General features: G+C 67.6%; 28 protein-coding genes. 17 read left to right on the top strand and 11 right to left on the bottom strand.

Annotated elements, in window-relative coordinates; all coding sequences use genetic code 11:
• The first annotated feature begins 16 nt into the window (after nt 1-16).
• Nucleotides 17-1,054, top strand: a complete 1,038-nt coding sequence (locus tag ATO11_RS08510) for an aldo/keto reductase (RefSeq protein WP_050530401.1) — start codon at nt 17-19, stop codon at nt 1,052-1,054.
• On the opposite strand, the gene ATO11_RS08505 is transcribed toward ATO11_RS08510, so the two are convergent.
• Nucleotides 1,048-1,755, bottom strand: a complete 708-nt coding sequence (locus tag ATO11_RS08505) for an NUDIX hydrolase (RefSeq protein ID WP_050530400.1) — start codon at nt 1,753-1,755, stop codon at nt 1,048-1,050. The two genes, ATO11_RS08510 and ATO11_RS08505, sit on opposite strands and share 7 nt — an antisense overlap.
• Before the next feature lie 7 nt (nt 1,756-1,762).
• Nucleotides 1,763-2,158: a DUF983 domain-containing protein gene (locus ATO11_RS08500; RefSeq protein ID WP_050530399.1), complete on the bottom strand. Its 396-nt coding sequence runs from the start codon at nt 2,156-2,158 to the stop codon at nt 1,763-1,765.
• A 191-nt stretch (nt 2,159-2,349) separates the two neighbouring features.
• Between ATO11_RS08500 and ATO11_RS08495 the strand changes: the two genes are divergently transcribed.
• From ATO11_RS08495 to ATO11_RS08480, 4 genes are all read left to right on the top strand, one after another.
• Complete coding sequence (locus tag ATO11_RS08495) at nt 2,350-2,853, top strand: EF-hand domain-containing protein (protein ID WP_050530398.1); 504 nt, start codon at nt 2,350-2,352, stop codon at nt 2,851-2,853.
• A gap of 71 nt (nt 2,854-2,924) precedes the next feature.
• Complete coding sequence (locus ATO11_RS08490; protein ID WP_050530397.1) at nt 2,925-3,509, top strand: RNA polymerase sigma factor; 585 nt, start codon at nt 2,925-2,927, stop codon at nt 3,507-3,509.
• The gene (locus tag ATO11_RS08485; protein WP_050530396.1) at nt 3,502-3,909 is read left to right on the top strand and encodes a hypothetical protein; all 408 of its coding nucleotides are present in this window, start codon (nt 3,502-3,504) and stop codon (nt 3,907-3,909) included. Before ATO11_RS08490 ends, ATO11_RS08485 begins: the two co-directional genes overlap by 8 nt.
• Nucleotides 3,906-4,445, top strand: a complete 540-nt coding sequence (locus ATO11_RS08480; RefSeq protein ID WP_050530395.1) for a periplasmic heavy metal sensor — start codon at nt 3,906-3,908, stop codon at nt 4,443-4,445. The genes ATO11_RS08485 and ATO11_RS08480 overlap by 4 nt, the downstream gene beginning before the upstream one ends.
• Here ATO11_RS08480 and ATO11_RS08475 read toward each other — a convergent pair.
• Nucleotides 4,442-5,833, bottom strand: coding sequence for a diguanylate cyclase (locus ATO11_RS08475; RefSeq protein ID WP_050530394.1), 1,392 nt, complete (start codon nt 5,831-5,833; stop codon nt 4,442-4,444). The genes ATO11_RS08480 and ATO11_RS08475 overlap by 4 nt on opposite strands.
• Nucleotides 5,834-5,926: 93 nt before the next feature.
• Here ATO11_RS08475 and ATO11_RS08470 point away from each other — a divergent pair, with 93 nt between their 5' ends.
• The 12 genes from ATO11_RS08470 to ATO11_RS08415 all read left to right on the top strand — a co-directional run bounded on the left by ATO11_RS08470 (nt 5,927) and on the right by ATO11_RS08415 (nt 17,969).
• Nucleotides 5,927-6,205, top strand: coding sequence for a DUF3572 domain-containing protein (locus ATO11_RS08470; protein ID WP_050530393.1), 279 nt, complete (start codon nt 5,927-5,929; stop codon nt 6,203-6,205).
• Nucleotides 6,196-6,906: an HAD family hydrolase gene (locus ATO11_RS08465; RefSeq protein WP_050530392.1), complete on the top strand. Its 711-nt coding sequence runs from the start codon at nt 6,196-6,198 to the stop codon at nt 6,904-6,906. The genes ATO11_RS08470 and ATO11_RS08465 overlap by 10 nt, the downstream gene beginning before the upstream one ends.
• A gap of 111 nt (nt 6,907-7,017) precedes the next feature.
• A complete protein-coding gene (locus tag ATO11_RS08460; RefSeq protein ID WP_050530391.1) occupies nt 7,018-8,595 on the top strand; it encodes a trimethylamine methyltransferase family protein in 1,578 nt (525 codons plus the stop codon).
• A gap of 101 nt (nt 8,596-8,696) precedes the next feature.
• A complete protein-coding gene (locus tag ATO11_RS08455; protein ID WP_082176239.1) occupies nt 8,697-10,139 on the top strand; it encodes an aldehyde dehydrogenase family protein in 1,443 nt (480 codons plus the stop codon).
• A gap of 81 nt (nt 10,140-10,220) precedes the next feature.
• Nucleotides 10,221-10,805 carry a heme NO-binding domain-containing protein gene (locus ATO11_RS08450; RefSeq protein ID WP_050530390.1) on the top strand — a complete coding sequence of 195 codons (585 nt, stop codon included), beginning with the start codon at nt 10,221-10,223 and terminating at the stop codon, nt 10,803-10,805.
• The gene (locus ATO11_RS08445; RefSeq protein ID WP_050530389.1) at nt 10,802-11,797 is read left to right on the top strand and encodes a GGDEF domain-containing protein; all 996 of its coding nucleotides are present in this window, start codon (nt 10,802-10,804) and stop codon (nt 11,795-11,797) included. Before ATO11_RS08450 ends, ATO11_RS08445 begins: the two co-directional genes overlap by 4 nt.
• A 130-nt stretch (nt 11,798-11,927) precedes the next feature.
• Nucleotides 11,928-13,538 (top strand): glutamate synthase-related protein, encoded by a 1,611-nt coding sequence (locus ATO11_RS08440; RefSeq protein WP_050530614.1) that lies wholly within the window; start codon nt 11,928-11,930, stop codon nt 13,536-13,538.
• Nucleotides 13,535-13,912, top strand: a complete 378-nt coding sequence (locus ATO11_RS08435; protein WP_050530388.1) for a hypothetical protein — start codon at nt 13,535-13,537, stop codon at nt 13,910-13,912. The genes ATO11_RS08440 and ATO11_RS08435 overlap by 4 nt, the downstream gene beginning before the upstream one ends.
• Nucleotides 13,909-14,955, top strand: coding sequence for a Rieske 2Fe-2S domain-containing protein (locus ATO11_RS08430; protein ID WP_050530387.1), 1,047 nt, complete (start codon nt 13,909-13,911; stop codon nt 14,953-14,955). Before ATO11_RS08435 ends, ATO11_RS08430 begins: the two co-directional genes overlap by 4 nt.
• Nucleotides 14,952-15,716 carry a hypothetical protein gene (locus tag ATO11_RS08425; RefSeq protein ID WP_050530386.1) on the top strand — a complete coding sequence of 255 codons (765 nt, stop codon included), beginning with the start codon at nt 14,952-14,954 and terminating at the stop codon, nt 15,714-15,716. Before ATO11_RS08430 ends, ATO11_RS08425 begins: the two co-directional genes overlap by 4 nt.
• Nucleotides 15,713-15,997 (top strand): hypothetical protein, encoded by a 285-nt coding sequence (locus ATO11_RS08420; RefSeq protein ID WP_050530385.1) that lies wholly within the window; start codon nt 15,713-15,715, stop codon nt 15,995-15,997. Before ATO11_RS08425 ends, ATO11_RS08420 begins: the two co-directional genes overlap by 4 nt.
• Nucleotides 15,990-17,969: a thiamine pyrophosphate-dependent enzyme gene (locus ATO11_RS08415; protein ID WP_050530384.1), complete on the top strand. Its 1,980-nt coding sequence runs from the start codon at nt 15,990-15,992 to the stop codon at nt 17,967-17,969. Before ATO11_RS08420 ends, ATO11_RS08415 begins: the two co-directional genes overlap by 8 nt.
• A 6-nt stretch (nt 17,970-17,975) precedes the next feature.
• Here the strand turns inward: ATO11_RS08415 and ATO11_RS08410 are convergent, their stop codons facing one another.
• From ATO11_RS08410 to phnG, 8 genes are all read right to left on the bottom strand, one after another.
• Complete coding sequence (locus ATO11_RS08410) at nt 17,976-19,160, bottom strand: alpha-D-ribose 1-methylphosphonate 5-triphosphate diphosphatase (protein WP_242601388.1); 1,185 nt, start codon at nt 19,158-19,160, stop codon at nt 17,976-17,978.
• Nucleotides 19,157-19,720, bottom strand: a complete 564-nt coding sequence (gene phnN / locus ATO11_RS08405) for a phosphonate metabolism protein/1,5-bisphosphokinase (PRPP-forming) PhnN (RefSeq protein WP_050530383.1) — start codon at nt 19,718-19,720, stop codon at nt 19,157-19,159. The genes ATO11_RS08410 and phnN overlap by 4 nt, the downstream gene beginning before the upstream one ends.
• Nucleotides 19,717-20,400 (bottom strand): phosphonate C-P lyase system protein PhnL, encoded by a 684-nt coding sequence (gene phnL / locus ATO11_RS08400; protein WP_050530382.1) that lies wholly within the window; start codon nt 20,398-20,400, stop codon nt 19,717-19,719. Before phnL ends, phnN begins: the two co-directional genes overlap by 4 nt.
• A gap of 67 nt (nt 20,401-20,467) precedes the next feature.
• Nucleotides 20,468-21,238 carry a phosphonate C-P lyase system protein PhnK gene (gene phnK / locus ATO11_RS08395; RefSeq protein ID WP_050530612.1) on the bottom strand — a complete coding sequence of 257 codons (771 nt, stop codon included), beginning with the start codon at nt 21,236-21,238 and terminating at the stop codon, nt 20,468-20,470.
• Between the two features lie 14 nt (nt 21,239-21,252).
• On the bottom strand, nt 21,253-22,128 hold the full coding sequence (locus ATO11_RS08390; RefSeq protein WP_050530381.1) for an alpha-D-ribose 1-methylphosphonate 5-phosphate C-P-lyase PhnJ: 876 nt from the start codon (nt 22,126-22,128) through the stop codon (nt 21,253-21,255).
• Nucleotides 22,129-22,136: 8 nt separating this feature from the next.
• The gene (locus tag ATO11_RS08385; RefSeq protein WP_050530380.1) at nt 22,137-23,261 is read right to left on the bottom strand and encodes a carbon-phosphorus lyase complex subunit; all 1,125 of its coding nucleotides are present in this window, start codon (nt 23,259-23,261) and stop codon (nt 22,137-22,139) included.
• Nucleotides 23,262-23,825, bottom strand: a complete 564-nt coding sequence (gene phnH / locus ATO11_RS08380) for a phosphonate C-P lyase system protein PhnH (protein WP_050530379.1) — start codon at nt 23,823-23,825, stop codon at nt 23,262-23,264.
• Nucleotides 23,825-24,289, bottom strand: a complete 465-nt coding sequence (gene phnG / locus ATO11_RS08375) for a phosphonate C-P lyase system protein PhnG (RefSeq protein WP_242601387.1) — start codon at nt 24,287-24,289, stop codon at nt 23,825-23,827. The genes phnH and phnG overlap by 1 nt, the downstream gene beginning before the upstream one ends.
• Nucleotides 24,290-24,296: the final 7 nt, after the last annotated feature.

The following is a 24,296-nucleotide window of genomic DNA, read 5'->3' as shown; positions in this document are numbered from 1 at the left end:
CAAAGAGAGGAACTCCATGCGCAATCCCCTTGGCCGGACCGGCATCACCGTCCCGCCCCTGTGCCTTGGCACGATGACCTTCGGGACCCAGACCTCTGAACGGGATGCCCATGCGCAGATCGACATGTCGATCGACCACGGCGTCGATTTCCTCGACACCGCCGAGATGTATCCCGTCAATCCCATCGGCGCGAAAACGCAGGGCGACAGCGAGCGGGTGATCGGGACGTGGATCGCGAAGACCGGGCGCCGCAACGACGTGCTGATCGCCACCAAGCACAGCGGCAACGGCATGGGCCATATCCGGAACGGTGCCGACATCACCGCCGACAGCATCCCGCAGGCCATAGACGGCTCTCTCGACCGGTTGCAGACGGATGTGATCGACCTTTACCAGCTGCACTGGCCCAATCGCGGCAGTTACATGTTCCGCCAGAACTGGACCTATGACCCCGAGGGCGATGCCGCGACGATCCGGCAGGACATGGCCGACATCCTCGGCGCGTTGCAGGCCGAGGTGGCGCGCGGCCGCATCCGCGCCTTCGGCCTGTCGAACGAAAGCGCGTGGGGGACGGCGCAATGGCTGCGGCTGGCAGAGGATGGCGTCGGCCCCCGCGTCGCGTCGATCCAGAACGAATACTCGCTGCTGTGCCGCCTCTACGACACCGACCTTGCGGAGTTGAGCATGTACGAGGATGTGGGGCTCTTCTGCTTCTCCCCCCTCGCGGCGGGGCTGCTGACGGGCAAGTACCAAAGTGGTGCGGTGCCCGAAGGGTCGCGGATGGAACTGGTGGCGAACCTCGGCGGGCGTAAGACCGACCGCGCCTTCACCGCCGTCGCGGCCTATCTCGACATCGCCGAGCGTCACGGGATCGACCCGGTGCACCTTGCGCTGGCCTTTGCGATGGGGCGGCCCTTCATGGCGTCGGCCATCTTCGGCACGACGCATGTAGACCAGCTGCCCCGCGCACTGGCCGCGATGGAGGTGACCCTCTCAAGGGAAGTGCTGGACGAGATCGACACGGCGCACCGCGCCCATCCCATGCCCTACTGACCGGTTCCCGCCATCGGGGACGCCCCGCGCAGGCGCAGGAACAGGCTGGCCTCGTCATCGTTGCGGAAATACGGGACCGAGGGCGGCGCGGTGTCGCTGCCGACAAGCGCGGAAATCTCGGCCAGCACGACTTCGGTTATGAAGGGCAGGTCGAACCCGCGCACCTCGTCCAGCGGGATCCATTGCAGGTGTGACAGCTCGTCCTCGGCCCGGCTGAAATCGTCGGGGTCCGACCGCAGGGCGTCGGCATTGGCCAGGAAGAACCGCGCGTCGAACCGGCGCGGGCGGCCCGGCGGGGTCAGGGCCCGGAAGACGAACCGCAGATCGGCGCCGGAGGGGCGGTAGCCGGCATCGGCATACCGCGCCCACGTTTCGGGTTTCGGTCCCTCCCACGCCGACGGCTGGCCAAGGATCAACCCGGTCTCTTCCCACAATTCCCGGATCGCGGCGGCGACAAGCGCGGGGCCAAGGCCCGCGGGCGCGTCTTCTTCCAGCCTGTCGGCGCAGGGCGCCTCGATGGGGTCGGCCAGTGCGACCTCGCTGTCGGCGGCATCGACCGCACCGCCGGGAAAAACGAACTTGTTGGGCATGAAGGCGGCCTTGGCACCGCGCTGCCCCATCAGGACGGCGGGCCGCGTGGCATGGTCGCGCAGCACGATCACCGTCGCGGCATTGCGGATGGGAACGGGCTTGTCGCTCATCGCGGGCTCACGCCGCGCCGAAACCGTGCAACCTGCGTGCCCATTGATACCCCACGATCGCGCCCTTCAATCGCGGCAGAAGGTAGAGCGACAGCGCCACGGTGCCAACCGCAAAGATGGAAAAGAGCACCAGCGGTTCGGGTCGGAACCGGACGAAGACGATGTGCAAAAGCGGTGCCATCAGGTGCCCGACAAACAGGATCGTCAGGTAGGCCGGGCCGTCATCGGCGCGGTGATGGCTCAGCGTTTCATGGCAGACCGGGCAATGATCGCGCACCTTCAGGTACCCCGACATCATCGGGCCGCTGCCGCAATTCGGGCAACGCCGCCGCCATCCGCGCAACATGGCGGTCCGGGCCGGGCGGGCATCAGGTGCGGACAAGGACGGGTCGGTTACTGTCATCTCATCGCGGGATATGGACGCTGGCGGACCGCGAAAAAAGGGCTGACGGTGCCAGCGCGGTCCGATGTCGCATGTTTTTTACGGTGTGACACTTTTTTTCGCGGATTGGCGACGGAAAGGGGCGGGTGGTGCGTGTGACTGGTCAGACACCGCCGAAACGGGTGGGTCCCTGAACAACAAAGGAAGAGCACATGACACCGAAGACCCTCGTACTCGCCGCCCTCGTCGGCTCCGTCGCTGCAACGGGCGCATTGGCCAAGGGGGGCCATGGCGGCATGCGCGGCGAGATGCCCGCCTTCGAAGAACTGGACGCCAACAATGACGGGCAACTGACGCTCGAAGAGATCGTCGCCTTCCGCGAGGCCCACGCCAAGCAACGGTTCGCCGAGATCGACACCGACGGCGACGGGCAGGTCACCCGCGAGGACGTGATCGCGGCGGCACGGGACAAGGCGGGCGACCGGGCCGAGAAACGTGCCGGCCGGATGTTCGACCGGCTTGACGCCAACGAGGACGGCACCCTGACCGAAGCCGAGATCGCCACCGCCAAGGCAGAGCATGCCGACCGCCGCGGCGACCGGATGGAGCGGATGTTCGACCGCGCGGATGCGGACGGCAACGGCGCGATCTCGAAAGACGAATTCGAGGCGATGCAGGCCATGAAGAAAGACCGCCGCAAGAAGAACCGCGGCTGATCTCCCCGAGGGTCCGGGCGGTGGAACCGCAAGGATTGCCGCCCGGACCCAAAGCCGCTACGCCCGGATCGATGGACATGCCGCTAGACGCCCAGTCCGACCTCGACGACGAGGTGCTGCTGGTCCGGTTCGCCAATGGCGACCGGGACGCGGCCCGCGCGCTGACCCTGCGGTTGACGCCGCGGGTGCTGGCGCAGGCGACCCGGATGCTGCGCAACCGGGCCGAGGCCGAGGACGTCACGCAGGAAGCGATGCTGCGCCTCTGGAAGGCCGCGCCCGATTGGCGGCAGGGTGAGGCGAAAGTGTCGACCTGGCTTTACCGCGTGGCGTCGAACCTTTGTATCGACCGTCTGCGCCGCGCGCCGCAAGTGGCGCTTGATGCCGTGCCCGAGCCCGAGGACGACGCGGAAAGCGCCGAGGAGCGGTTGCAGGGGGACGCCCGCATGGCCGCGCTGGATGCGGCGCTTGCGGAACTGCCGGACAGGCAGCGGCAGGCGGTGATCCTGCGCCATATCGAAGGCCTGTCGAACCCCGACATCGCCGAGATCATGGACATTGGCGTGGAGGCAGTGGAAAGTCTGACCGCGCGCGGGAAACGCAAACTTGCGGAGTTGCTCAAAGGGCGCCGCGCAGAGCTGGGATATACCGATGGCTGACGAAAAAGACGCCTTTGATCCGTTCCTTGACGAGCTGTTCGCCGAAGCAAGCGAGCGCGATGCGCATGGCGCGTCGCCCGACCTTCTGGCGCGCGTGCTGGGCGATGCCGAAGCGGTTCAGGAGGGCTTCGTCGCGCCGGTTGCCCGGCCGTCCGCTCCGCCCCGCGTCCCCTTCTGGCAATCGGTGCTGGATGCGATCGGCGGCTGGCCGGCGGCGGCGGGCCTTGCGGCTGCCGGTGTTGCGGGCGTGTGGATCGGTGTCGCGCCTCCCGAGGCGCTTGAATTCGACATGGCGACGATGCTGGGCGTGGATGACGGGCTTGCCTCGATCGGCTTGGTCGACGGGTCGGGCTTCTTTGGCGACGCGCTGCTGGACGGCATCGGGGAGAGCGAAGGATGAGCGCCCCTGACCCCTCCCCGCGCGCCCGGACGGCCCTGTGGGTGCGGATCCTGCTGTTTCTGTCGCTGGCCTTCAACCTTCTGGTGATCGGGCTGATCGTGGGCGCGGTGACCAGCTCGGGCCCGATGGAACGGTTCGGTCGCGTCCCGGCCGATGCGAATCGGACGCCTTACGTCGCCGCGCTTGACGCGGAGGACCGGCGCGGCCTGTCGCGCCAGTTGCGGCGCGAATTGCGCAAAGACCGGCCTACCGTGACCGAGTGGCGCGGCAGTTTCGCGACCGCGCTGGACCTTTTGCGGGCGACCCCCTTCGATGCCGAGGCGTTCGACCGCCACATGCGGACCCAGCTTGACCGCCAGGCGGTTCGGGTCGAGGCGGGGCGCAGCGCGCTGGTCGCCTATGTCGCGGAGATGTCGGAGGCCGAACGCGCCGCCTATGCCACCCGGTTGGAGGCGCTTATCGAACGCGGTCCCTACCGGCTGAAGCGGAAGGACGGCAAGGGCCGGAAAGGCGAGGGGCGCGAAGGCGGGAACTAGGCCGCGGCGCGGGCCAGAGTGAACTGGTTGCGCCCGTGGGATTTCGACCCGTAAAGCGCCCGGTCCGCGGCGCGGATCAGGGTGTCTATTCCGCCCGGCACGTCCGCGTCCCGCCCCGAGGCAAGAACCACGCCGATGCTGGCGGTCAGCCGGATCGGCGCGGAGGCTTCGGGCACCGCGAAGGGTGTAGCCGCGATCACCGAACACAGACGCTCCGCCGCGGACCGTGCCGCGGCGCGGTCGGTATCGGGCATGGCGACGAGGAATTCCTCTCCACCAATGCGGGCGACAAGATCGACGGGTCGCAGGTTGGCGACAAGGCGCTGGGCCGTCTCCACGAGGACGGCATCGCCCGCCGTGTGCCCGTGCCGGTCATTGACCCGTTTGAAGTGATCGAGGTCGGCGATCATCACGGCAAAACTGCGATCTGCCTGCCGGCAATGTTCGGCCATGCGTTGCAGGTGCGGCATCGCGTAGCGGCGGTTGTAAAGTCCCGTGAGGGGATCGATCAGCGCGGCCTGAAGCCCGTTCTCGACGGTCTTGCGCAGCCGTTCCACCGTGCGCTTCCGCGCGGTCAGGCGGCCAAGACGCAGGGCAAGTTCATCCACGTCCACATCGTCCGGCACAAGGTCGCTCGCCCCCTGGTCGAGCGCGGCGGCGGCAAGGTGGGTGTCTCCGCGCGGCGCGACGGCAAGGATGGAGGTGTTGCGCAAATGCGGCCGCGCCCGGATGTTCGAGATCAGGCCGAGAGCGGCCTCGGTCCGCTCGTGGTCGATGGCCACGACGAAGACGTCGGGCGCGGCGCGGTCATCGGCGGACAACAGGCTCCCGCGCAGGTCGGGAAGGACCGACGCGCCGGGCATCGTCTGCTTCAGCGCGGCGGCGAGTTTCGTCGTGCGGGCGATGTCGGTCCCGCCCAGCGCGATGCGCGGCGGCATCTCGAACGTGGCCGCGGCGGGTTCGGACAGCCCCAGCGCGCGGCGGGTGCCGTCGCGCAGCCGCAATTCCCGTTCGGCCTGGTTGGCGCGCAACAGGCAGCGCAGGCGCGCAAGCAGCATGGTATCGTCGAGCGGACGTTCCATCACGTCGTCGATCCCGGCTTCGAGAAGGTGTTGACGGGTCGCGGAATCGCGTTCGGCCAGCAGTGCCATGACCGGGACGCGGACCTGGTCGTCGCGCGGGGAAACGGACGCGACCAGCGAGGTCGCCGTGCCACAGGACAGCCCCGATCCCAGCAGGACGAGGTCGGGCGCCGCGGCGGCGATGTGGCGCTCTGCCTCGTCCCGGTCGGCGGCCTGCAACACTTCGTAGAACGCTGAAAGCAGCTTGACCTTCAGGACGATTCTGTTGGTTGCCACAGGATCAACGATCAATATCTTGACGGGCATGGCGTCGCTCTGTTCGATGTGTCCCTCGGATGACCTGAAGCTTGCGCCCGAGAAGGTTAACAATGTCTTTAGAACCGGGAGACAATTTTCGTCATGTTGCAGGAATCCGCCGAGACGCTGGCGTTGAAAGCCTTGGGCTGGCTGGTCGGGAACGACGATCTGCTGCCCGTTTTCCTTGGGGCTACGGGCGCGTCGGTTGCCGACATCAAGGCGCAGGCAGGCGATCCGGCCTTCCTTGGTTCGGTCCTTGATTTCATCGCCATGGATGATGCCTGGGTGATCGCCTTCTGCAATGCCGAGCGCCTGCCCTACGAGGCGGTTCTTCAGGCGCGGCACGCGCTGCCGGGCGGGGAGCAGGTGCATTGGACCTGAAGGCAGCCGGCCTGCAGGGCATCATTTTCGACAAGGACGGCACGCTTCTCGATTTCCACGGAACGTGGAGCGCCTTTGCCGCCGCGACCATCGGCACCTTCGCGGGGCCGGACCCGGATGCGCGGGCGGCGCTGGCCGCCGTTTGGGAATTCGATCTGGCGACGGGCCGTTTCGCCGACACCTCCCCGGCGGTCGCGGGCACCAACCGTGAACTGGCGGAACTGGCGGCGGGTGTCCTGCCGGATACCACCCCCGACCTACTGGAAGGCAGGCTGGCGGAGGCCGTGACCGAGGCGCCGGTGGTCGGCGTTCTACCGCTGCGGCCGGTGCTTGGGCGGCTTGCCTCGGGCGGGTTGAAGCTTGGCATCATGACGAATGACGCCGAGACCGCCGCGCGGGCGCACATGCAGGCGCTGGACGTCGGTGACATGTTCGCGGCGGTGCTGGGCAGCGACAGCGGCGCGGGGGCCAAGCCCTCGGGCGCGCCCCTGCGCGAAGCGGCGCGGCGCATGGGCGTCACCCCGGACCGTTGCGCGATGGTCGGGGATAGCACCCATGACCTGCGCGCCGGGCGCGACGCGGGCATGGTCACCATCGCCGTCCTGACCGGCACGGCGGACGCGGAAACGCTGGCACCCTGGGCCGATCTTGTGCTGCCAAGCGTTGCCGACCTGCCGGACGCGCTGGGGGTGCCCGCCTGAACCGGCACGTGGCGCACAAAAACGACACGCGCTGTCGAATTTGGTGATGCGCCGCGCCCGGCAGCGGTTCCACACTGGGGCCAAGCGTTCCCAACACCGCCGGAGCCCGCCATGACCGACGCCGCCCAGACCGAGCCCGCCCCGCGCCGCCGCCGCAGCGGTGGCCGCGCCGGAAATTCCGCCCGCCGGGGTGGTGTCGTGATCGAACAGATGCCGTGGAACCCGCCGGTCATGATCGATCCGCCGGTCGAGCCGCTGTCGCCCGAAAGCGTCGAGGCGATGCACGACGCGGCCATGCGCATCCTTGAAGACATCGGAATCGTCTTCCTGAACGAGGAGGCGCTGGAGATCTTCCGCGAGGCGGGCTGTTCCGTGAGCGATGACGGCATCGTTCGGATGGGGCGCGACTGGGTGATGGAGATGATCGCCAAGGCGCCGTCCGAATTCACGCTGACGCCGCGCAACCCCGACCGCCAGATCACGATCGGCGGGCGGCACCTGACCTTCGGCAACGTGTCCTCGCCGCCCAACTATTTCGACCTCGAGATCGGCAAGAAGGTCTCTGGCACGCGCGAACAATGCGCTAACCTTCTGAAGCTGACGCAGTATTTCAACTGCATCCACTTCGCGGGCGGCTACCCGGTCGAGCCGGTGGATATCCATGCCAGCATCCGCCACCTCGACGTCGTCTATGACAAGCTGACGCTGACCGACAAGGTGATGCACGCCTATTCGCTGGGCAAGGAGCGGGTCGAGGACGTGATGGAGATGGTGCGCATCGCGGGCGGGCTGAGCCATGAAGACTTTGAAGCCACGCCGCGGATGTATACCAACATCAACTCGACCTCTCCGCTCAAGCACGACCAGCCGATGATCGACGGCTGCCTGCGCTGTATCCGGCGCGGTCAGGCGGTGGTGGTCACGCCCTTCACGCTTGCCGGTGCGATGGCGCCCGTCACGATGCCGGGGGCGGTGGCGCAGTCGCTGGCCGAGGGCCTGGCAGCCATCGCGCTGTTCCAGTACGTGCGCCCCGGCGCGCCTTGCGTGATCGGCACCTTCACCTCGAACGTGGACATGAAATCGGGCGCACCGGCCTTTGGCACCCCGGAATACATGCGGGCGACCCAGATGACCGGGCAGATGGCGCGGTTCTACGGGTTGCCGATGCGGTCCTCGGGCGTCTGCGCGGCCAACGTTCCAGACGGGCAGGCGATGTGGGAGACGTCGAACAGCCTGTGGGCGGCGCTGCAATCGCAGACCAACATGGTCTACCACGCCGCCGGCTGGCTGGAGGGCGGCCTGATCGCGTCCCCTGAGAAATTCATCATGGATTGCGAGGTGTTGCAGCACATCCAGCGCTACCTCGACCCCGCGCTGACGCGGACGGAGGAGGACGACCTCGCGCTGGATGCGATTGCCGAGGTCGGTCACAACGGCCATTTCTTCGGCATCCAGCACACGCAGGACCGCTATACCACGGCCTTCTACCAGCCGTTCCTGTCGGACTGGAAGAATTTCGAAGCTTGGGAGGTGGCGGGCGGTATCTGGACCGCCGAGCGCGCGCATCACATGTTCAAGGAGATCATCGGCGCGTTCGAGGCACCCCCGATGGACGCCGCCATCCGCGAAGAGCTGGAAGCCTTCGTCGCGCGGCGCAAGGCTGAGGGCGGCGCGCCGACCGATTTCTGATCCGGCCACCCGCGGCGGTATGCCGGTGCGCCCTGCGCACCGCACGGATTGACTCCGCGCGCCGTTGGCCGTTCTTGGGGCCTCCGATGATCGCAGGTCCCATGACACGCTTGCCGCTGACCGACAGACCCGACCTTCCCAACCTCTGGCCCGATGCAGAGGGATGGTCGCGCCGTGCGACGGTGACGCGGGTCGACCCCGCGACCGGGAGGGCGGCGGGGTGGGTGCCGGTGGCGGAACCCGCCGACGTGGCAGGTGCTGTCGCGCGGGCGCGCGCGGTGTTTGACACCACCGATCCCGACCTGCCGCGCGCGCCGCGTCTGGAACGCATCGCGCGGCTGATCGCGGCGATCGAGGCGCGGAAAGAGGCGTTTGCCCGCGCGATCAGTGCCGAGATGGGATCGCCCATCGACTTTGCCCGCGACAAGCAGGTCGTGGCGGCCATAGCGCATTTGCAGGCAACGCATGCCGCGCTTGCGCAAGCGCCGGATCGGGAGGTGGCCGCGCCGGGGCACTGGATCCGCCATGAACCGCTGGGGGTCGCGGCGCTGATCACGCCTTGGAACTGGCCCCTGAACCAGGCCGCGCTGAAACTGGGCGGCGCACTCGCCGCGGGTTGTGCCGCCGTTATAAAACCGTCCGAGCTTGCACCATTCAGCGCCTGCCTTCTGGCCGAGGCCCTGCACGAAGCCCTGCCCGACGGGGCCGCGCAGGTGTTGATGGGCGATGGCGCGACCGGGGAGGCGCTGGTCGCGGCGAAGGGCGTCGACGTGATCTCCTTCACCGGCTCCACGTCGGTGGGACAGCACATCGCGGCCGAAGCGGGCGCGCGGTTGCGCCCCGTCCTTCTGGAACTGGGCGGGAAATCCCCGAACATCCTCTTTGCCGACTGCGATCTGCCGCTGGCCGTGACGCAGGGCGTGGCGCATTGCTTCCGCAATTCGGGCCAGTCCTGCAACGCGGCCTCGCGCATGCTGGTGGAGCGTTCCGTTTATGAAGACGCGGTTGCTTTGGCGGCGGCGGAAGCCGAAGCGGCGGTCTTTGCCGACCCGTCGCAACCGGGCGACCATTTCGGGCCGCTGGTCTCGGAGGTGCAGTTCAACCACGTGCAGCGCTGCATCGACCGCGCCCTTGCCGAGGGCGCGCGCTGCGTCGCGGGCGGGCCGGGACGTGCGCCGGGCAATACCGGCGGATGGTTCCCGCGCGCGACGGTCTTTGCCGATGTCACGCCCGACATGGACCTGTTCCAGACAGAGGTGTTCGGCCCGGTCCTGTCGATCACGCCGTTCGACACCGAGGAAGAGGCGGTTTCCCTCGCAAATGCCGGGCCTTACGGCCTTGCCGGATACGTGCAGACCGCCGATCCGGACCGCGCCGCGCGCGTGTCTCGGGCGCTTCGCGTGGGCATGGTGCAGGCGGGCGGGCAAAGCCGTGTCGCGGGTGCGCCGTTCGGCGGGCGCGGCGCATCCGGCTACGGGCGCGAGGCCGGTCTGTGGGGCATCCGCGCCTTCCAGGCGGTCAAGTCCGTGAGTGGCGCCGATTGACGCGGCATTTCCGAGCAATTTGATCTGTTGGCGAGTTCTTAACACTGCCCGGCGCACTCTCCGCCGCGAGGAGAGCGTGGCATGCACGGATTGATCAACACGGCCGTCCAGAGTTTCTGCCGGGACGCCTACGGAACCGATGTCTGGAACGACGTCCTGCGCCGCAGCGGTGCCGGCGTGGTCGAGTTCGAGGCGATGCTGACCTATGACGACCCGATCACGGATGCGGTGGTGAACACGATGGCGCGGGTCCTGTCCAAGCCGCGCGAGGAGGTGCTGGAAGACCTTGGCACCTACCTCGTCTCACATCCCAATGTCGAAAACCTGCGACGCCTGCTGCGGTTCGGCGGCGTCACGTTCGAGGAGTTCCTGTATTCGCTCGACGACCTGCCCGACCGCGCGCGCCTTGCCGTGCCGGATATCGACCTGCCGCAACTGGAGCTTTGCGACCGGGATGAAGGCGAATTCGTCCTGATCTGTCGCAGTCCGTTCGACGGGGCCGGGCATGTCTTTGTCGGTATCCTGCGTGCCATGGCAGACGATTACGGCGTGCTCGCCCTTCTGGAACATGACGGCCCGATCGACGGGGCCGAGCAGATCTCGATCAAGCTTCTCGAACGCGCCTTCGCGCGCGGGCGACAATTCGATCTTGCGGTGGTGCCATGACGGTGCAGGTCGCTCCGCTTGCCGAAGCGCTTGATATGCTGTGCCCCATGCACCTGCATCTGGATGCGGGAGGCCGGATCGTTCATGCCGGTCCGACCCTGTGCAAGGTGCTTAGTGGCGGGCTGGTCGGGCGCGAATTCACGCAGGTTTTCGAACTGGAACGACCGCGCAAGGTGCGCACGATCGCGCAGTTGCTGCAGACGGCGGGACAGAAACTGCACCTGCGGCTCAGGACGCCGCCGCATACGCGGGTCAAGGCGGTCCTTGCGCCGCACCCCCTCGGCTCCGGTGCGCTGGTCGACATGTCCTTCGGCATCTCGATCCTCGACGCGGTGCGGGACTTCACGCTCAGCAGCGCCGATTTCGCACCCACCGACCTGACGATCGAGATGCTGTACCTGGTGGAGGCGAAATCGGCGGCGATGGAAGCGTCGCGCCTTCTGAACGAACGCCTGCAGGACGCGATGCTGCGGGTGGAAGAGCAGGCCTACAGCGACACGCTGACCGGCCTGAAGAACCGCCGCGCCTTCGATCACCTGCTGGGTCACCTTCTGGAAGGACGGCAGGATTTTGCGCTGATGCAGCTTGACCTCGACTTCTTCAAGCAGGTCAACGACACGCTGGGCCACGCCGCGGGCGATCACGTGCTGCAGACGGTGGCCGCCATAATGCGCGAGGAAACCCGCGGTGACGATATCGTCGCGCGGGTTGGCGGCGACGAATTCATCCTTGTCTTTCCCGGTCTCGTGAACCGGTCCCGCCTCGACGAGGTCGCGGCGCGCCTGATCGAGCGTATCCGCGAGCCCATCCCCTTCGCGGGCAAGAATGCCGCCATCTCGGCCAGCGGCGGCGTCGTGCGGAGCGTCGATTACATCGCGCCGACGGTCGACGCCCTTCTGGGCGATGCCGATACCGCGCTGTACGCATCCAAGGATGCCGGGCGGGGCCGCGTGACCTTCCACCTCGACCTGCCCAAGTCACGGTCAGCCTGACGCCCGCAGGCGGAATCACGTCCCATGTTATAAATGTTACTTGGCCGATGCGGACCGGCATCGCATGGTGAGGCGTGAGTTTGGCCTGCTGTCCGCGGCGCTGGACACAGTTCAGGACCGTGAGCCCGCCATGAAAAAGCACCCTTTGCACAAATTCAGCGACCTGGCCGACCGCCAGCCGCAATACGCCATCGTCGGCGAAGTCGACCTTGTCATCGTCCGCTTCGATGACGAGGTGTCGGTCTTCTATGGCCGCTGCCTGCATCGCGGCGCGCTGATGGCCGACGGGTTCGTGCGCGGCAAGAACCTGATCTGCGGCGTGCATGACTGGGATTACCGGCTCGATTCCGGCGTGTCGGAATACGCCAATGACGAGGCCTTGCCCAAGTTCACCTCGTGGATCGAGGGCGACGATATCTGTGTCGACGCGGACGAGATCAATGCGTGGGCCCATGACAACCCGCAACCGTTCAACCGCGACGCCTATCTGGGCCTGTACGCCGATACCAGCCACGGGACCGAGGAAGAGCCCTATAACGGGCTGATCCAGGGCTATGCGCGCAGCGGCCTGAAACGCACCGGCCATCACGGCGTGGTCGAAAGCATGGGCGTGCCGCGCCACCAATTGCCCGACTGGGACGATCTGCAGCTTCTGACGGCACAACTTGCCACCCCGCCCCTGCTGGACGATGCCGAGGTCGGGACCGACGTGGTGATCGGCCCGAACGCGCAGAAACCGCTGCACCTGAAGATCCCGCTTTTCGTGTCCGACATGAGTTTCGGCGCGCTGTCCGAACCGGCCAAGATCGCGCTGGCCATGGGGGCCGAGCGTGCGGGCACCGGCATCTGTTCGGGCGAGGGCGGCATGCTGCCGGAGGAACAGGCCGCCAATTCCCGCTATTTCTACGAACTCGCCTCGGGCCGGTTCGGGTTCGGCTGGGACAAGCTCGACCGGGTGCAGGCCTTCCACTTCAAGGGCGGGCAGGGCGCCAAGACGGGCACCGGCGGGCACCTGCCGGGGGAGAAGGTGAAGGGCAAGATCGCCGAGGTGCGCGGACTGGAAGAGGGCGAGGACGCGATCTCTCCCTCCCGCTTCCCGGACTGGACGGACCCCTCCCAAATCAGGGCGTTCGCCGACGAGGTCCGCGACCGCACGGGCGGCATCCCCATCGGTTACAAGCTGTCGGCGCAGCATATCGAACGCGACATCGACGCGGCGCTCGAAGTCGGGGTCGACTACATCATCCTCGATGGCCGGGGGGGCGGCACCGGCGCCGCGCCGATCATCTTCCGCGACAACATCTCGGTCCCGACGATCCCGGCGCTGGCGCGGGCACGGCGGCACCTGGACGACAGCGGCCGGGGCGACGTGTCGCTGGTCATCACCGGCGGCCTGCGCAAGCCCGCCGATTTCATCAAGGCGCTGGCGCTGGGCGCGGACGCGGTCGCGGTGTCGAACGCGGCGATGCAGGCGATCGGCTGCCTTGCCATGCGCGCCTGCCACACCAACAACTGCCCCGTAGGGATCGCCACGCAGAAACCGCACCTCGTCAGCCGCCTCGTGGTCGAGAAATCGGCGAAGCGGCTGGAGAACTTCTTTGGTGCCAGCGTGGAACTGATGCAGGTGATGGCGCGCGCCTGCGGGCACGACCACCTGTCCAAGTTCAACCGCGACGACCTGACCACCTGGAAGCGTGACATGGCGGACCTGTCGGGCGTTGCCTATGGCGGCGTAACATGACCACGGCCGAGGCCATCCTGACCGCCGTCACGTGGTGGGGCGTGATCGGCGGGATCGTTGCGGTGGTGTTCCTCGGCTACGGCATCGACCGGATTGACGAGGATGCCGACGGCGCATTCGTCTTTCGCCCGCTCCTTGTCCCCGGTATCGTCGTTATCTGGCCGCTGGTCCTGTGGCGGTGGTACTGCCTTGCCTCGGGCCGCGATCACTGGGCCCACCGCCACCGCCCGCGTCGTCACCGGCACCGAATTTTCGCCTATGCCATGCCCATCGCCATCGTCGCGGTGATCGTTGCGGGCCTTGCCGTCCGGCAAAGCTGGCCGGATCACATCGCGCCCGAACGTCTCTCTCCTCCGGCGGAGGACAGCCAATGAGCGTCAAGTATGTGCCCGTCCAGTGGAACCGGTCGAAATGGGTCTATGACGGGATCATGCTGGCCGCCGTGGTCGCGTTTCTCTACCTGTTTCTGTACGTCACGCCCGAGCTTCTGAGCCACGAGAACCCGATCAACCCGCAGGTGCACAATGCCCGCGCCTTCGGGGCCTGCGCCTTCCTGATGCTGACGGTGATCCTGTGGATCGGTCCCCTTGCGCGGATCGACCGGCGGTTCCTGCCGCTGCTGTACAACCGGCGGCATTTCGGCGTGATGACGACCTTCGTCGCGATCACTCACGCCGGATACATCCTCAACTGGTATTTCGCCTTTTCCAGTTCCGACAAGTACGCCGCACTCCTGTTCGCCAATACCAGCTACGGCCAGCTGGCAGGCTTCCCGTTCGAGGCGTTCGGCATCTTCGCCCTGGTCTGCCTTGTCATCCTCGCGGTCACGAGCCACGATTTCTGGCTGAAGTTCCTGACGCCGCCGGTCTGGAAGGCTCTGCATGCCCTGATCTACTTCGCCTATGTCGCCGTGGTGGCGCACGTGGCGCTGGGCATCATGCAGGACCAGCAGAACCACACCTTCACCGTGATCTTCATCGGCGGCGCGCTCAGCGTGGCGGGGTTGCATGCCTGGGCCGCGTGGCACGAGGACCGCAACGGCGATCGGCTTGGCACCGAAGAAGGCGGGTGGGTCGACATCTGCGATGCCCGCAAGATCGAGGAGGGACGCGCCCACATCAAGGTCCTGCCGAACGGGGAGCGCGTGGCCGTCTTCCGCCATGAAGGCAAGCTGAGCGCGATTTCCAACGCCTGCGCGCACCAGAACGGCCCGCTGGGCGAGGGGCGGATCATCGACTGCCTCGTGACCTGTCCTTGGCACGGGTTCCAGTATGACGTGCGCACCGGCCGCTCGCCCGCGCCTTTCACCGAGATGGTCCCGACTTACACGCTGCGCCTTTCCGGCAACCGCGTGCAGGTGCAGGTCGAGGCGAACCCGCCCGGTACGCCGGTCGATCCCGTGGAGGTGCCCGCATGAGCCGCAAGGAGACACCGTTCTTCGTCGGCTACCTGCCGTTGCCCCGCGGGCTTGGCGGGTTCGTGGCGCTGGTGTCGGTCGCGCTGGTGGCGCTTTTCGCAGCGGCGGCCCTGCTGATCGGCGGCACGCAGGACGCCCCGCAGGACGCGGCGTTCCGGTTCGATTACGGGCGGCAGACGGTGACGGGTGTCGTGGAACTCACGCCCTATCCGCTGCTGCGCGTGACCGAGGGCAATGACCTGATCCCGCCCGGCAAGACGCTGATGATGACGGCGGCGGGCAAAAGCGGCGTCGACATGCGCGCGATGGGACTGGAGGGCAAGCTGGCGCAGGTCTCGGGCGTCGTTCTGGAACGCGGCACCATCGACATGATCCAGCTGCGCGGCGGTCGGCGCGGCATCCAGGCGGCGGAAGGCGAAGCGCCGGCGATGCAGACCGAGCCGCTGGGCCGCTGGCGCCTGGCCGGGGAAATCTGCGACGGCAAGTGCCTCTACGGTGCCATGCGCCCCGGACGGGGCCTTGCCCACAAGGCCTGCGCGAACCTGTGCATCATCGGCGACGTTCCCCCCGTCTTCGTCACGACGCAACCGGTCGAAGGGCAGGATTTCATGCTCATCACCGGGCCGGACGGGACGCGGCTGCCGAAAGAGGCCTATGATTTCGTCGGCCAGTTCGTCACGCTTGAAGGGGACCTGGAACGTCGCGGTGACGTGCTTGTCCTGCGGCTCGACACGCCCACCATTGCGCTGGTGGACGGATGAAGCGGGCGGCGATCCTTCTGGCGGTGACCGCGCTGGCGGTCGTGCTGGTCTACCTGTCGCGGTTCTGGTTTCTCGACCTCTGGCCGCGTTCGGGCCTGTTCGGGATCGCGGAATTGCGTCCGGGCGGGGGCCTTCTGGCCCGCTGGTTGCGGGGCACACCCTTCGCGCCCTTCGAACTCTTGATCTGGGTCTGCGGCGGCTTCCTTGTCCTGACGCTCGTGCAGCGCGTCGTGGACCGGTTCAATCCGCCCCCCGCGCCCGAGGAGGACAAAGATGACTGACGACACGCTCGACTGGATATCCGTGGGTCACGTGGACGACCTGCCCGAAGGCCGGGTCAAGACGGTCACGGCGCGTACCACCTCCATTTGCCTTGTGCATTTCGACGGTCAGTGGACGGCGATGGACAACCACTGCCCGCACCAGCGCGGCCCGTTGGGAGAAGGGTCGATCGAGAAGGGGGTGGAGGGCAAATGCTGGCTGCGCTGCCCGTGGCACGGCTGGGATTTCGACCCGCTGACCGGCGCGCCTCCGGGCGGGCACGAGGATACCGGGCAAAAGCTCTTCCCGCTCGACATCCGCGATGGCGAGATCTTCGTCGGGCTCGAACCCGAACCGCCGCACACCCGCACGACCACCGATGTCATGGTCGAGACGATGGCGAACTGGGGCGTGCAATCGGTCTTCGGGATGGTGGGCCATTCCAACCTTGGCCTTTCGGACGCGATCCGCCGCTCGGTCGTCGATGGCAGGCTGCGCTATTACGGCATCCGGCACGAAGGCGTCGCGGGCTTTGCCGCCTCCGCCTATGGCAAGCTGACGGGTGAACCCGCCGCCTGCCTCACCATCGCGGGGCCGGGGGCGACGAACCTTTTGACCGGCATGTGGGACGCCAAGGTCGACCGCGCGCCGGTGCTGGCCCTGACCGGGCAGGTGCAGACGCAGGTCTTCGGCCCCGGCGCGTTCCAGGACATCGACCTCGGGTCCGCCTTCGCCGCCGTGTCGGCCTTTTCCCAGCCCGTGCTGTCGAGTTCCAACCATGCCGAGTTGATGTCGCTTGCCTGCAAGACGGCGCTGGTCGAACAGAACGTCGCGCACCTCGTCTTCCCCGATGACGCGCAGACGCTGCCCTCGTCGCAGGAGGCGGCTCGGCCCAAGGGACGCATGGGCCGGACCGACGTGACCCCCGCCGCCGCCGATATCGACGCCGCGGTCGACATGTTGAACGGCGCGCGCCGCCCGGTGGTGATCGTCGGCCACGGCGCCTATGGCGCGCGCGACGCCATTATCGCGCTGGCCGAAAAGATCGGCGCGCCGGTGCTCACCACGTTCAAGGCCAAGGGGCTGGTCCCCGATTCCCATCCGCTTGGCGGCGGCGTTCTGGGCCGGTCGGGCACGCCGATTGCCAGCTGGTTCATGAACGAGGCCGACGTGATCCTCGTCCTCGGCGCGTCGTTTTCCAACCACACCGGGATCGCCAGCCACGAAAAGATCATCCAGGTCGATTACGACCGGATGCAACTGGGCAAGTTCCACCCCGTCGACCTGCCCATTTGGGGAGAAATCGGGGCCTTCTGCAACGCGGCCTCCGCCCGGATCGCGCGCAACCCCAATGCGGTTGACCAAGAGGCCGAGATGGCCGAACGCTGGGCGATCTGGCGGCGCGAAAAGCACCGTCGCCTCGCCGAAGAGGCCGGGCGCGGCATCCATTCCTTCGCGATCTTCGACCTACTGGGGCAGCTGGTGCCCGACGACACGATCTTTGCCGTGGACGTCGGCAACAACACCTACTCCTTCGGGCGCTACCTTGAAACCAAGGGCACCCAGCGGGTGCTGATGTCGGGCTACCTGGGCTCCATCGGCTACGGCTTCCCGGCGGCGATCGGCGCCTGGGCCGCGACACAGGACAAGGCGGCGCTGAAGGGCCGCAAGGTCGTGTCGATCTCGGGCGACGGCGGGTTCGGCCAGTACCCGATGGATTTCACGACCGCCGTGAAATACGGCATGAACATCACCCACGTGCTGTTGCACAACGGCGAGCTTGGCAAGATCTCGAAAGAGCAGCGCTCGGGCGAGTGGCCGGTGTGGGAAACGGACCTCGTCAACCCGTCCTTCGCCGCCTTCGCGCGGCTCTGCGGCGGGCAGGGGCACAAGGTGACCGACAGTGCCGACCTTGAAGCCGCCTTGCGCGAGGCGCTGGGCGCGACCGGCCCTGCGCTCGTCGAAATCATGACGGACGCCGAACTGGTCTGACGCGGATCAGGCGACCCGCGCGCCCCGGCTCCAGACCCCGCGCACGACCGGCGTGCCCGCGACGTGGCGCACCCGGACGACGTCACCCCGCAGGCCGGGACGCAGGCTGCCACGGTCCCCCAGCCGCACCGCGCGGGCGGGGTTCGAGGTGACGCAGGCAATCGCGCGCGGCAGGTCGCCCCAGATCTCCGCCAGCCGGAAGGCCGACAGCAAAAGCGCCGATGGCACGTAATCCGACGAGATGATGTCGAGCCGCCCCGCGCGCGCCAGGTCGGCGGCCGACACGTTGCCCGAATGTGACGCGCCGCGGATGATGTTGGGCGCGCCCATCATCACCGCGATACCGCGCGCATGGCAGGCCTCTGCCGCCTCGACCGTGGTCGGGAATTCGGCGAACCCGACACCGTTCGCGTGCGATGTCGCGACCTGTGCCGCCGTCGTGTCGTCATGGCTCGCCAGCACGGCGCCGTATCGTTGCGCCTCCCTCACCGCGCCGGCCTCGTGCGCCACGCCGTGACGGTCCTGCAAGCCGCGCAGGTGCGCCACGTGCGCCTCGAAATCCGCATCCGTCATCGACCGCTTCTTGGTCAGGTAGGTTTTCATCGCGCCCATGTCGCGGAACTGGCGCTGGCCCGGCGTGTGATCCATCAGGCTGACGATGCCGACACGGTCCTCCGCCCCGAAATCCTCCATCTCCTCCAGCAGGGTTTCCGAACAGATTTCCGCCCGCAGGTGCAGGAAATGGCTGATTTTCAGCACGCCCGCCGCCCGCGCCGCCAGCAATTCGTTCGCCAGCTGCCGCGCATAGGCGCCGTACCGCGTCGTGCTGTGCTGGATCGACCCCACGCGCATTGCGTCGAACACCGTGGTGATCCCGGTCGAGGCAAGCTCCCCGTCATGCGCCAGCAGCGCAGGCAGGTGCGGCCAGTCCACCTCGGGGCGTGGCTCGATATGCCGTTCGAGGTTGTCGGTATGCAACTCGATCAGGCCGGGGATCAGGTGGTCGCCTTCGCAATCCACCGCACCCTCGGGCACATGCGCGCCCGCCAGGATCTCTGATATCACGCCACTCTCGATCCGGACCGATCCGTGCACGACAGCGTCCGCCAGAACAAGCCGTGCATTGGCAAGGCACAGGCTGGCCACGGGGGCGTTGTCCGCAAGGTCGGCAATCGCGGTGTCAGGTCTCACGTCGGCAACTCGCATTCCGAAGGGCGGGCGGCAAGGGCCGCCCTCGCACGCGCAATGGTGTCCTCAAGCGGGCCGTCATTGGCAAGCGTGATGACGTCGATCCCGTCCGGCAGGTCCGCGCCCGACCGCGCGAGCCGGGCGGCGATATCGCCGGTCTCCTCCCGCCCCCGCGCCGCCAGTCGCTTGGCGAGCGTGTCCGGCGAGGCGGTCAGGTTCAGCACGGTGACCGCGGGAAAGACATCCGCCGCCTCTTTCAGCGCCCCGCGCGACAGGTTGGCGAGGCACGTCGCCCCGGCGCGCACGTCGTCAACCGTTGCGGCGGGCAGGCCGTAGCGCAACCCGTGCGCACCCCAATGCAGGCAGAACGCGCCCCGCGCCGCCATCGCGTCGAACGCCTCGGGGGTGACCGCGTCATACGCCTCTCCGCCAAGACCCGGCGCGCGGGTGATCGTGCGGCGCACGACCCGAAGCGGCGGATCGGCAGCCGCCAGCCCCGCGATCACGCTGTCCTTGCCGACGCCCGAAGGCCCCACCACGGCGATCAGCCGCCCCGTCCTCATGCCGCCGCTCCGGGCGCGAACCGGCTGACATCGACCTCGCGGTCGCAGACCCGCGCCCGCGCCGCCGCGTCGTGGAAAATACCGACGATGGCCGCGCCGCGCGCCTTCGCCTCCTCGATCAGTGCCAGAACGACCTCCCGGTTCGCGGGGTCGAGGCTCGCCGTCGGCTCATCCAGCAACAGCGCCGGATAGGGATGCACGAACCCCCGCGCGATGTTCACCCGCTGCTGTTCCCCGCCCGAAAAGGTCGTGGGCGACAATGACCACAGGGCGCGCGGAATATTGACCCGCTCCAGCAGTCCCGCCGCCGCCTCCCGCGCCTCTTCAGGCGCGGCCCCCGCCAGCAACAGCGGATCGGCCACCACGTCCAGCGTCGGCACGCGCGGCACCACCCGCAGGAACTGGCTCACGTGTCCAAGCACCTCGCGCCGGACCCGGATCACCTCCCTCGGCATCGCGGTCACAAGGTCCACCCCGCCAACCTCGATCCGGCCACCTTGCGCCTTGTAATTCCCGTAGATCAGCCGCATCAGCGTGGATTTCCCCGCCCCCGACGCGCCGGTCAGCGCCACGCATTCACCACGCGCCACCGACAGCGTTACCCTGTCCAGCACGTCGATGACCGCCGCGCCCTGGTTGTGCAGGGTGAATGTCTTGCGCACATCTCTCAACTCGATCATCGGATCTGTCTTCTTCTCTTCCCAAATATGTCGGGGGTCCGGGGGCAGCGCCCCCGGTGCGCCCGCTTCAAACCTGCAAAACGCTTGAGACCAGCAACTGCGTATAGGCGTGCTGCGGATCGTCGAGCACCTGGTCGGTCAGCCCCGCCTCCACCACGCACCCCGATTTCATCACCATCAGCCGGTCGGCCAGCAGCCGCACCACGGCAAGGTCATGGGTCACGATGATCGCCGACAGGCCCATGTCGCGCACGAGGCCCCGCAACAGGTCCAGAAGCCGCGCCTGCACGCTCACGTCGAGCCCGCCCGTCGGTTCGTCCATGAAGACAAGCCGTGGCCCGGTGACAAGGTTGCGCGCGATCTGCAACCGCTGCTGCATGCCGCCGGAAAAGGTCGACGGCCGGTCGTCGATCCGGCCGGTGTCGATCTCCACCCGGTCCAGCCAGTCGACCGCGCTGCGCCGGATATCGCCGTAATTCCGGGCGCCCACCGCCATCAGCCGCTCGCCGACATTCCCGCCCGCGCTCACCGCCATCCGCAACCCGTCGCGCGGGTTCTGGTGCACGAAGGCCCAATCGGTGCGGCTCATCATGCGGCGCTCGGGCTCGGACATCCGAACCGTGTCGCGCAACCCGTCCGCGCGGGTGTCGAACAGGACCGACCCGGTATCGGGTCGCAGGTGACCTGCAAGGCATGCCAGAAGCGTCGACTTGCCCGACCCGGACTCCCCGACGATGCCCATGACCTCGCCAGGGTAAAGATCGAAGGACATGTCGGCGCAGCCGATCTGCGCGCCGTACCGCTTCGAGACCCCGCGCACCGACAGAAGCGGCGTCATCTCCGCGTGCGCGCTCATGCCGTGTCCTCCCCGACATGTCCGGAATCGCGGCGTGCCTCGCAATGATCGGTGTCGGAACAGACGAATATCCGCCCGCCCGCATCGTCGACGATCACCTCGTCGAGGTAACTGTCCGTCGCCCCGCACAGGCCGCAGGGATGATCGGGCTTCGACGCCTCGAAGGGATGATCCTCGAAATCCAGCGGAACCACGCGGGTGTAGGGCGGCAGCGCATGAATGCGCTGCTCCCGACCGGCGCCGAACAGCTGGATCGCGGGGCAATCCGCCAGCTTGGGAGTGTCGAACTTGGGGATCGGGGAGGGGTCCATCACGTACCGCGCCTCGACCCTGACCGGGTAGTCATAGGCGGTGGCGATATGCCCGTGCCGCGCGATGTCCTCGTAGAGCTTCACATGCATCAACCCGTAATCTTCCAGGGCATGCAGCTTCCGCGTCTCGCTCTCCCGCGGTTCGAGGAACCGCAAGGGTTCCGGGATCGGCACCTGGTAGACAAGGATCTGCCCCTCCCTCAGCGGCTCCTCGGGGATCCGGTGGCGGGTCTGGATCACGCTGGCCTCGCGCGTGCGCGTCGTGGTGGCAACACCCGCCGTGCGTTCGAAAAAGGCGCGGATCGACACCGCGTTGGTGGTGTCGTCCGCGCCCTGGTCGATCACCTTGAACCGGTCTTCCGGCACCATCACCGCCGCCGAAACCTGCACCCCGCCCGTTCCCCAGCCATAAGGCATCGGCATCTCGCGGCTGGCAAAGGGCACCTGGTAGCCGGGAATGGCCAGCCCCTTCAGGATCGCGCGGCGGATCATCCGCTTGGTCTGCTCGTCGAGATAGGCAAAGTTGTAGTCCGCCCGAGCCCCGTCTGGCTCCTGTCGCATGCAACCGCTCATTCCGCCGCCTCCTGCCCGTCATGGCTGGCGAGGCCGCCCATCAGGGCGGATGAGCGCACCTCCTCCGCCTCGCGGCGCAGCTTGCGCACCAGTTCCAGCTCGGCCTGGAAATCGACGTAATGCGGCAGCTTGATATGTTCGAGGAACCCCGTGGCCTGAATGTTGTCGGCATGGGACAGCACGAATTCCGCATCCTGAGCCGGAGCGCCTTCGAAATCCTCGCCCAACTCCTCCCAGCGCAGCGCGCGGTCCACCAGCGCCATGGAAATGGCCTTGCGCTCCGTCTGGCCAAAGACCAGCCCGTAGCCGCGCGTGAATTGCGGCGGTTCCGATTTCGACCCGGTGAACTGGTTGACGGTCTCGCATTCGGTCAGGGTGATCTCGCCGATCTCGATGGCGAAGCCCAGTTCGGGCACGTCCATCTCGACCGCAACCGCCCCGATCCGCAATTCGCCGACAAAGGCGTGGTTGCGGGCGTATCCGCGCTGGGTCGAATAGGCCATCGACAGCACGAACCCCTCATCCGCGCGCGAAAGCGATTGCAGCCGCAGCGGGCGACCGGCGGGCATCTCCAGCGGCTCGCGCGTCAGGTCGGGCGGGATGGTATCGACCCCCGGTTCCTCCTCGATCAGCCCCTCGCGGTTCAGGAACCCGGTGACATGCGGCACCGGGCCGGTGGCCGGATCGCGTTCGGGGGCGGGCGGCACCTCGCCCTCGGCGGCCAGTTTGAAGTCGAGCAAACGGTGCGTGTAGTCAAAGGTCGGGCCCAGAACCTGCCCGCCGGGCACGTCCTTGAACGTGGCCGAGATGCGGCGGTCGCAGGCCATGTCGGCCGTGTCCACGGGCCGCGACGCGCCGAACCGCGGCAGGGTCGTGCGATAGGCGCGCAAAAGGAAGATCGCCTCGATCAGGTCGCCCCGCGCCTGCTTGATCGCCAGCGCGGCGAGGTCGGGATCATACAGCGATCCTTCCGCCATCACCCGGTTCACCGCCTGCGCCAGTTGTTCGCGGATTTGCGCGATGCCCAGTTCGGCGACCGCTGGATCGCCGCGGCGTTCCTCGGCCAGCCACGCATGGGCGTTCCCGATCGCCTGCTCGCCGCCCTTCACCGCAACGTACATTCACAGCACCTCCGTCGATCGGGGCAGGGCGGCGATCCGCGTGCCGCTGGTGAAGATGAAATCGAGCCCCAGCGGATAGGCCCGCGCATTGGCGCGGAAGGCATCTTTTTCGGGCAGGGACAGGTGCGCGCGGTCCCGGATGCCCGGTCCCATCAGAACTGCACCGTCATTGGTCAACTCCGGCACCTCCACGATCAGGGTCGCGGACCGGTCGGGGTATTCTGGTGTGCCAGTGGAGTAGCGTGACAGCGGAACAAGGTCCGCCCAGCTTCCGCAGGCAAAGGTGCAGGTGTCCGACCCGACGATAGGCGCGCCGATGTGGAACGCGATCCACGCCCGGACGTCGGCGTCATCGAGACTGCCTGCAAGGTGCAGCGGCGTATCGGTATCGCACAGCGTTAGCAGGACGGCCCCGGCGGCGGGCGACAATGGCGCGGGAGGCTCCGCGCCCGCGACGGGCCGGATCGTGCCGGGGCGGGCCATGGCGTCCATCACCGCACGAAAGGCATGCGCGGCGTCGATGGCGGGATCGGCGAAACCACCGGCAAGGGCATCGGCGATCATCAATCCTCCCCCCGAACCATCGTGAAGAAATCCACTTTCGTCGCGGCGGCCTTGGAGGCGCGGGTCGCGCGCCGGGCGGCCTGTTCCTCGTCCAGCGGGACCAGCACCGCGCGGCGGATCGCATCGGCGCACTCGGTCTGCATCAGGGCGTCGACCAGCGCAGCAGCGGTCGCACAGGCCTTGCGCCGCCCCTGCACGTAGCCGTGGCCGACCTCGCCACTGGCGAGTTTCAGGGTACAGCGCGTCACCGTCATCTCGCCAAGGTTGAACGGCGCGCCGGTCCCGCCGGTGCGGCCCCGCACCATGACGCTGCCGATCTCCGGTGCGCGCAGCCAGTCATGGCCGGGCCGGTCCCCCCGTGCATCCAGAAGCTCGGCAATGCGGCCTTCGGGAGCCTTCGCCAGAAGTCCCATCCAGCCCTGGCGTGCCGACGTGTGATCTTCCATCTCGACAACTTCGCGCATTACTATA

It is taken from the genome of Pseudaestuariivita atlantica (assembly GCF_001205715.1).
GTDB lineage: Bacteria > Pseudomonadota > Alphaproteobacteria > Rhodobacterales > Rhodobacteraceae > Pseudaestuariivita > Pseudaestuariivita atlantica.
Note: the sequence above shows the minus strand (reverse complement) of the source record. Positions and strands in the feature narration are given on the sequence as shown.

Excerpts from the sequence above, each read along its gene's own strand:
- ATO11_RS08510 (WP_050530401.1), top strand. The coding sequence starts at position 17 with ATGCGCAATCCCCTTGGCCGGACCGGCATCACCGTCCCGCCCCTGTGC.
- ATO11_RS08505 (WP_050530400.1), bottom strand. The coding sequence starts at position 1,755 with ATGAGCGACAAGCCCGTTCCCATCCGCAATGCCGCGACGGTGATCGTG.
- ATO11_RS08500 (WP_050530399.1), bottom strand. The coding sequence starts at position 2,158 with ATGACAGTAACCGACCCGTCCTTGTCCGCACCTGATGCCCGCCCGGCC.
- ATO11_RS08495 (WP_050530398.1), top strand. The coding sequence starts at position 2,350 with ATGACACCGAAGACCCTCGTACTCGCCGCCCTCGTCGGCTCCGTCGCT.
- ATO11_RS08490 (WP_050530397.1), top strand. The coding sequence starts at position 2,925 with ATGGACATGCCGCTAGACGCCCAGTCCGACCTCGACGACGAGGTGCTG.
- ATO11_RS08485 (WP_050530396.1), top strand. The coding sequence starts at position 3,502 with ATGGCTGACGAAAAAGACGCCTTTGATCCGTTCCTTGACGAGCTGTTC.
- ATO11_RS08480 (WP_050530395.1), top strand. The coding sequence starts at position 3,906 with ATGAGCGCCCCTGACCCCTCCCCGCGCGCCCGGACGGCCCTGTGGGTG.
- ATO11_RS08475 (WP_050530394.1), bottom strand. The coding sequence starts at position 5,833 with ATGCCCGTCAAGATATTGATCGTTGATCCTGTGGCAACCAACAGAATC.
- ATO11_RS08470 (WP_050530393.1), top strand. The coding sequence starts at position 5,927 with ATGTTGCAGGAATCCGCCGAGACGCTGGCGTTGAAAGCCTTGGGCTGG.
- ATO11_RS08460 (WP_050530391.1), top strand. The coding sequence starts at position 7,018 with ATGACCGACGCCGCCCAGACCGAGCCCGCCCCGCGCCGCCGCCGCAGC.
- ATO11_RS08455 (WP_082176239.1), top strand. The coding sequence starts at position 8,697 with ATGACACGCTTGCCGCTGACCGACAGACCCGACCTTCCCAACCTCTGG.
- ATO11_RS08450 (WP_050530390.1), top strand. The coding sequence starts at position 10,221 with ATGCACGGATTGATCAACACGGCCGTCCAGAGTTTCTGCCGGGACGCC.
- ATO11_RS08445 (WP_050530389.1), top strand. The coding sequence starts at position 10,802 with ATGACGGTGCAGGTCGCTCCGCTTGCCGAAGCGCTTGATATGCTGTGC.
- ATO11_RS08440 (WP_050530614.1), top strand. The coding sequence starts at position 11,928 with ATGAAAAAGCACCCTTTGCACAAATTCAGCGACCTGGCCGACCGCCAG.
- ATO11_RS08435 (WP_050530388.1), top strand. The coding sequence starts at position 13,535 with ATGACCACGGCCGAGGCCATCCTGACCGCCGTCACGTGGTGGGGCGTG.
- ATO11_RS08430 (WP_050530387.1), top strand. The coding sequence starts at position 13,909 with ATGAGCGTCAAGTATGTGCCCGTCCAGTGGAACCGGTCGAAATGGGTC.
- ATO11_RS08425 (WP_050530386.1), top strand. The coding sequence starts at position 14,952 with ATGAGCCGCAAGGAGACACCGTTCTTCGTCGGCTACCTGCCGTTGCCC.
- ATO11_RS08420 (WP_050530385.1), top strand. The coding sequence starts at position 15,713 with ATGAAGCGGGCGGCGATCCTTCTGGCGGTGACCGCGCTGGCGGTCGTG.
- ATO11_RS08415 (WP_050530384.1), top strand. The coding sequence starts at position 15,990 with ATGACTGACGACACGCTCGACTGGATATCCGTGGGTCACGTGGACGAC.
- phnN (WP_050530383.1), bottom strand. The coding sequence starts at position 19,720 with ATGAGGACGGGGCGGCTGATCGCCGTGGTGGGGCCTTCGGGCGTCGGC.
- phnL (WP_050530382.1), bottom strand. The coding sequence starts at position 20,400 with ATGATCGAGTTGAGAGATGTGCGCAAGACATTCACCCTGCACAACCAG.
- phnK (WP_050530612.1), bottom strand. The coding sequence starts at position 21,238 with ATGACGCCGCTTCTGTCGGTGCGCGGGGTCTCGAAGCGGTACGGCGCG.
- ATO11_RS08390 (WP_050530381.1), bottom strand. The coding sequence starts at position 22,128 with ATGCGACAGGAGCCAGACGGGGCTCGGGCGGACTACAACTTTGCCTAT.
- ATO11_RS08385 (WP_050530380.1), bottom strand. The coding sequence starts at position 23,261 with ATGTACGTTGCGGTGAAGGGCGGCGAGCAGGCGATCGGGAACGCCCAT.
- phnH (WP_050530379.1), bottom strand. The coding sequence starts at position 23,825 with ATGATCGCCGATGCCCTTGCCGGTGGTTTCGCCGATCCCGCCATCGAC.
- phnG (WP_242601387.1), bottom strand. The coding sequence starts at position 24,289 with ATGCGCGAAGTTGTCGAGATGGAAGATCACACGTCGGCACGCCAGGGC.